Origin of the sequence: Acaryochloris sp. IP29b_bin.137, assembly GCF_028285745.1 — a bacterium.
Classification (GTDB): Bacteria; Cyanobacteriota; Cyanobacteriia; order Thermosynechococcales; family Thermosynechococcaceae; genus Acaryochloris.
Map to the genome: position 1 here is coordinate 1 of NZ_JANQOP010000081.1, position 6,448 is coordinate 6,448.

At 43.7% G+C, this 6,448-nt stretch carries 2 protein-coding genes and 2 pseudogenes; all 4 read left to right on the forward strand.

Features of this window, described 5'->3' with window-relative positions:
• A partial coding sequence (locus Q0991_RS06005; protein WP_299486419.1) for an ATP-dependent RecD-like DNA helicase occupies positions 1-1,882 on the forward strand: 1,882 nt, incomplete at its 5' end.
• A 120-nt stretch (positions 1,883-2,002) separates the two neighbouring features.
• A pseudogene (locus Q0991_RS06010) lies at positions 2,003-2,393 on the forward strand (VOC family protein).
• A 1,378-nt stretch (positions 2,394-3,771) separates the two neighbouring features.
• On the forward strand, positions 3,772-4,845 hold the full coding sequence (locus Q0991_RS06015) for a chlorophyll a/b binding light-harvesting protein (RefSeq protein WP_299486423.1): 1,074 nt from the start codon (positions 3,772-3,774) through the stop codon (positions 4,843-4,845).
• 792 nt (positions 4,846-5,637) lie between these two features.
• Positions 5,638-6,368 (forward strand): annotated as a pseudogene (locus tag Q0991_RS06020) (IS5 family transposase).
• Positions 6,369-6,448 lie beyond the last annotated feature (80 nt).

The window sequence follows — 6,448 nt, forward strand, 5'->3', positions numbered from 1 at the left end:
TCATTTTGGCCTAGAAACCCTGGATATTATCGAGAACCAGATTGAGCGCCTAGCCGAAGTCCCCGGTATTGCCAAGAAGCGAGTCAAACTGATTCAGACGGCTTGGGATAGCCAGAAAACCATCAAAGAGGTGATGGTCTTTCTCCAGGGCCATGGTGTCTCCACCACCTATGCCGTCAAAATCTTTAAGCAGTATGGGGACGAAGCCATCGATATCGTTACCCAAAATCCCTACCGGCTGGCAACGGATGTCTATGGCATTGGCTTTATCACTGCCGATCAAATTGCCCGTAGTCTGGGCATCCCTCCCCACTCGGAGTATCGCTATCGTAGTGGCCTCTTACATGTTCTCAGCGAGTCCGCCGATGAAGGGCATTGCTATCTACCTCAACCTGAACTCATCGCTCGGGCCGTAAAGCGATTGGCCCTCCCCGAATATCATCCCAAGCCTGATCAAGTGGAATATCTGATCCATGCCATGATCGCGGACGCTGAGCTGATTGTTGAACAGTTTGAACGGGAGGATGCAACAGAACTGCTGTGCTATGCCCCTCCCTTCTTTCGAGCGGAGTTTCATCTGTCTCGCCGCTTACTCCAATTACTCGCCAATCCCCTGGAAGTCGATCAGGGGCGAGTCCGCCGTTGGCTCGATCGGTTTATGGCTCAAACGGGGGTTCATCTCTCAGAGCAACAGCAGCAGGCCGTAGAGTTGGCTGCTAGCCAGCGAGTCGTGATCCTCACAGGTGGACCGGGAACGGGGAAGACCTTCACCACCCGAACTATTGTCGCCCTCTGGAAAGCGATGGGGAAAGAGATTGTATTGGCGTCTCCAACTGGACGGGCTGCCCAGCGACTGAGCGAAGTAACGGGCCACGAAGCGAAAACCATCCATCGCCTTTTAGAATTTGACCCTAAGACCATGAAGTTTCAGCGGGAGGTAGACCACCCCATTCCTGCTGATGCGGTGGTGATTGATGAAGCATCGATGCTGGATCTGTTTCTCGCCAATTCCCTCATTAAAGCCATAGATACCAATGCTCAACTGTTGCTCGTGGGCGATACGGATCAGCTACCCAGCGTCGGACCCGGAAATGTGCTGCTGGACCTGATTACCGCCCAGCGGATTCCCGTTATGGAACTAACGGAGGTTTTTCGCCAAGCCCAAACCAGCCAAATTATTCAAAATGCTCATCAGATTAACCAAGGCAAGTTCCCCCATCTAGAGTCTGTCAGCCCTGCGCCAAAAACAGATTGTCTCTGGCTTGGGGCACCTGAGCCGGAGCAGGGTCAGCAAGCCATCCAAGAACTGATCAATGACCTGATTCCGCAATTGGGATATGTGGCGGCACGAGATGTACAAGTCCTTTGTCCTATGACCAGAGGAGAGGTGGGGACTCGCAAGCTTAATCAAGTTCTACAAGCATTGATTAATCCGCCCAGTCCAAATAAAGCCGAGTTAACCCGAGGGGGACTCATTCTTAGGGTGGGCGATCGCGTGCTTCAGCAGGTTAATGACTATAATCGCGAGGTCTTTAATGGCGATATGGGGGTGATCGAAGCGATCAATTTGGAAGAGGTGGCCGTGACAGTTCGATATGCTGAGCGGTCTGTTTCTTATGATCTGGCTGACTTAAATGAAATTGGGTTGGCCTGGGCCGTCACGATTCATAAGAGTCAAGGGTCGGAATATCCCGTAGTGATCTTGCCTATGTATATGCAGCATTACATTATGCTGAGCCGCAATCTGCTCTATACGGGATTGACGAGGGCCAAGAAACTGGCGATCTTAGTGGGTCCCAAAAATGCAATCAGCATGGCAATTCGACAGGTCAAGGATAAGCAGCGATATACCTTACTCGATCAGCGGTTAGGGTTTAGGTAGTGATTCAAGTGTAAAGGTATGGGAACAGCTTGTATGAACTAATCTTCTGACTTGAGGAGGGATGCTCGTTTAGGTTGATACCTTGTTCTACCCATCAATTCTTTAACAAGAGGACTTCCGATGTCAGGTCCATCTAAAGCCGGACTGTTTGTTTATTTATGCAAAAGATCTCAATCGTCTTACAGGCTTCTATGCAACGGTCTTAAAAATGTCCACAGTTCATCAGTCTGATGACTTAAGTGTTCTGCAGTCTCCTGATATTCAGCTTATTGTTCATGCCATACCTCAGCATATTGCTGAGGGCATCACAATTTCTTCCCCACCCGAACGACGAGAACAAACCGCCCTCAAGTTTTTCTTTACGGTCCCTAGCCTCTCCGATGCCAGGGAAATTGCTGCAGAACTGGGGGGCGAAGTCTTCACTGAACAATGGAGTGGCCCAGGTTTTCGTGTTTGTAATGCCTGTGACCCAGAAGGAAATATTTTTCAGGTGCGTGAAGAGACCCGTTAACTAGCGAAATAAGCTAATCTTTGATTTATTGCAGAGCTACAATCACTAAGCTGAGGGAGCAGGAATTGAAAAATGGGTGGCTTCAGGAATAGAGACTTCTGAACTAGTGAAGAGATCTACCTCACGGCTGGAAGGATTAGGCAAGGCAGGTGAAGGGCAGTCTCTTCAGATGGATGGGTAGCGCTCAGAGAGGCAAAAAATGCAGCTAAAAGAGCAGTACCAGATGATATATCTGCTCAACCTCTGCAATCCTGGATATTGACAGAAAGTCTCCAAAAAGGATCATAGCTATCGTTAGCACTCCATAGCTTCTATCGACTGGCAGAAAGTTTTGTTCGCCTTGACCTAGAAGGCCATACCTTATCTACTGCTTCTGAAAGCGTTGCGTTGTTTGGGAGGCGGACTGCATTAGCGATTGTTGAGGAACACAACGACTACCTTTGAACCATTGACTTTAGGAAAAGACCTTGAACCTCAGTCCATGAACCTGAGAACCGATGTCTAAAACATTCTGGAAATCATAGGGGAAGATCAGGTCACCTAACAATCAGCTAGTAGTTGCTGCAGAGCAAAAAGAGATCACGAATATATTTGGATGAAGGCTAGATATCCATTGATTTTTTTGAGCAGCATTAGTGATTTAAAGAGAAATCTTGTACAACCTTTTCACTAAAACTCTATAAAATTACATATTTTGTTAATATTTCATGATCTCAATAATCAACGGCCCAATAAAAAAATCGCGACTATTTGCCCCCAACTTTAGAATGCGTTGCAATAAATCGCTTTAATGATCGCCAGTTGTTTGTAAATAAATATTAAATACAATTTGAGTCTATGCTTTTTAATAAATCAACTTTTAACAGTTTAAAGAACAAAATATTTCATTACTGTTACTATTTTAGTAATAAAAAGAATCAACATTAAAAGGCGCATATCGTCGTAAATGAGGAAATTCATAAATCATGAAACATAAAAGATGAAAATCTTTAAATCATTAAGAAACAAACTTTTCTCATTGTCTTCATAAATTCCAAACTTATTTTGAGCCATAGGTGTCAGATCGACTTTCCCCTGCACCTATGTTTTCAGGACCTTAATTACAAATTCCTATCTCTATATAGCTTACAGGCATATCCATAGATTTACTATGTGTCTCCGGAGCAATAGAGCTATTTCCTATTAAAAATATTCTCACATCAGTATTTTTTGTGTGAGGATATCTGCCATTTTCTTGCTTTACACATGCAGCGAATGGCTAATTTTTACTTCCTTTCTTTACTCTAAAAGATGGCAGAACCTATCTTTGGCTCGTCATTCTTGTTGAGTTAGTCAGGAAGAAATTCTTATAGATGTTGAGAAATTTTGGGAAAAATTTATGTCAGCAAGTGTCAATCAATCTGAATATCCTTGGTATCAAGGCAATAGCCGTTTGGTAGATACCTCTGTGCAAGGGAAATGGCTCGCTGCCCATATCTTGCAAATCGCCCTTATTATGTTTTGGGTTGGATTTAATACGTTTTCAGAGAATCAAGCCTTTGACCCGAGTCTACCCATGTATGACCAAGGTCTTGTTTTAATCCCTCACCTAGCAGCAGAAGGCTTTGGAATTGGGCCAGGCGGGGTCGTTACAAATACGTTCGTTTACACTCAGATTGGTGCCATTCACATGGTTGCCAGCCTGGTACTTTTCTTTGGTGCCTATTTCCATTCAAAAATTGGCCCCTCTGATTTAACAGAGGGTGGACGAGGCACTACTGAGAGATTTGCTTTTCAATGGGATGATCCTAAGCAACTGGGATACATTTTAGGAAACCATCTTCTCTTTATCGGTTTTGCATCGTTGATCTTTGTTGCTTGGATGAAGTTTCACGGTATTTACGATCCAAGTGTCGGAGAAGTAACGAAGGTTGCAGCTCCCGGTTCTACGATCGGAAATGTATTCAAATATGGTTGGTCAACTCCAGGCTTTAACCCATTCTTTGTAGATAATGTCGACGATCTTGCTTCAGGCCATCTTTTTATTGGACTGTTTGATATTGCAGGAGGTATTTGGCACATTAATGTAGCTCCCTTCAAATGGGAACAAGATCTAGGATCTCGAATTAAAATTTACACACCTGATGGACTCATTGGAACCTCTTTAGGTGGAGTCGCCATCATGGGATTTATTTCAGCTTATTTCTGTGCCGTTAATACCTTTGTGTATCCAGTTGAGTTTTATGGACCCGCTTTGGAAGTTAAGTTTGGTATTGCTCCTTACTTCAAGGACACCGCTGACTTAGCTGATGGTTTCTATACATCACGTGCTTGGTTAGCAAACATTACTTATTACTTAGCCTTCTATTGTTTGCAAGGACATCTATTCCATTGTCTAAGAGCAATGGGATTCAAGTTCGAAAAAATCCCTGCTACAATCGCTGCTGACACCAGTGGCAACGCAATCACATAAAACCTAAGGAACCCCAACCACTCTTTTTTTTAGGGTGGTTGGGAAGAGTCTTCTCCCTTTTTCTTGATCAATTATTTACAGCAAAAAAGAATACATTGATCAGTAAAAATGGCAATAAATAAACAATGCATCAATTATATTTTCTTTCAATATTAATTAAATAAAGCCTCACTCTGATCAATATTTTTCAGGCCAAAAGCAAGGCTTTTCCTTGATGCAGAAAATTATTATAATTTAATTATTTCTCTTAGCTTAAAAATATCAAAATCAATAAATATATATTACCTGCTTATCTATCGTCATAGATCCAAGCATCTTGAAGGTTATCGAGCCATTTTAGTGAACAACCTAAAGCTTCATACAAAAGGACTTAAGAGATATGTTGAGCAAAAAGTCTGAGGATCAAGAATACAATTTAGTATCCTACATTTTATCTATGGGAATTGGCTCTATTGTTTATTTAGCCACTCACTACTCAGTCAAAAGCAACTTCATTATTATTTCGAGCCTTAACGCCATACCCTTTTACTTATTACTCTCCTACGGCATAGTCCTAACTCTTGCTGGATTATTGATAACAAAGTTGGATATAGTATCCCCAAAAAATTGGTTGACTCTACAGGAACGGTTATGGATTATCTTTGGTGGTGCAATTGCAACTTTGTTGCTTTTATCAGCAATCTAGAGGCAAGACATTGAAATGATCACTAAGAGGCTACTTATAAAGTAATTCTGGAGAGAAGATCCTCGGCTTCAAGCTTTAGGTTCAAAGTATTGAACTGAGCTGAAGCGATGTCTGCTAACCCCTACGCCACCGATCTCACCGTTCCAGAATTGGGCATACTGGCCCCATTAATCCCTGAAGCTAAGCCTGGTGGTCATCCTCGCATCGTCGATATGAGGGCGATCTGTAACGCTATCTATTACCAGCTCAAAACAGGGTGTCCGTGGCATCTCCTAACTCATAATTTTCCACCTAGTTCAACGGTGTACGCCTACTTCAATAAATGGCGACGTCAAGGTCATTGGTAGTGTATGAACCATACCTTGCGTGAGCGCCTACGTCAGAGCAAATCTCCTCACCCCAGTGCGTTAGCAACCGATAGTCAATCCGTCAAAACGGCGGATAAAAGGGGGAGGTCTACGGCTTTGATGGCGGTAAACGAGTCAAAGGGTACAGACGTCATGTGCTAGTTGATAGATTGGGTTTGCTCTTAAAGGTCGTGGTTACCGCCGCCAACTCGAGTGAGCGATTAGCCAGCGCTTATGCCCTCATGGAATTACGGGATGAGTATCGACAGTGCCTCCGGCGAGTCCAAGTGTTACGGATGGATGGGGGCTATAGTGGGGATAAGTTTGCTTTAGCCGTTTGGTTAATGATTCAAGCCCGTGTTGAGGTTATTCAACACGATGGACCAGAGTTTGAGATTTTACCCAAACGGTGGGTGGTAGAGCTTACGTTGGGATGGCCCAATTGGTATCGTCGTTTGAGCAAAGATTATGAGCTCTCAGATGTCAATTAGATAGGCCAACTTTTTTGGGTTTTGTCTTCATACTTTTAAACGCGCTTCGCGAGTCGATTTGGATCTATGCAATACCATCT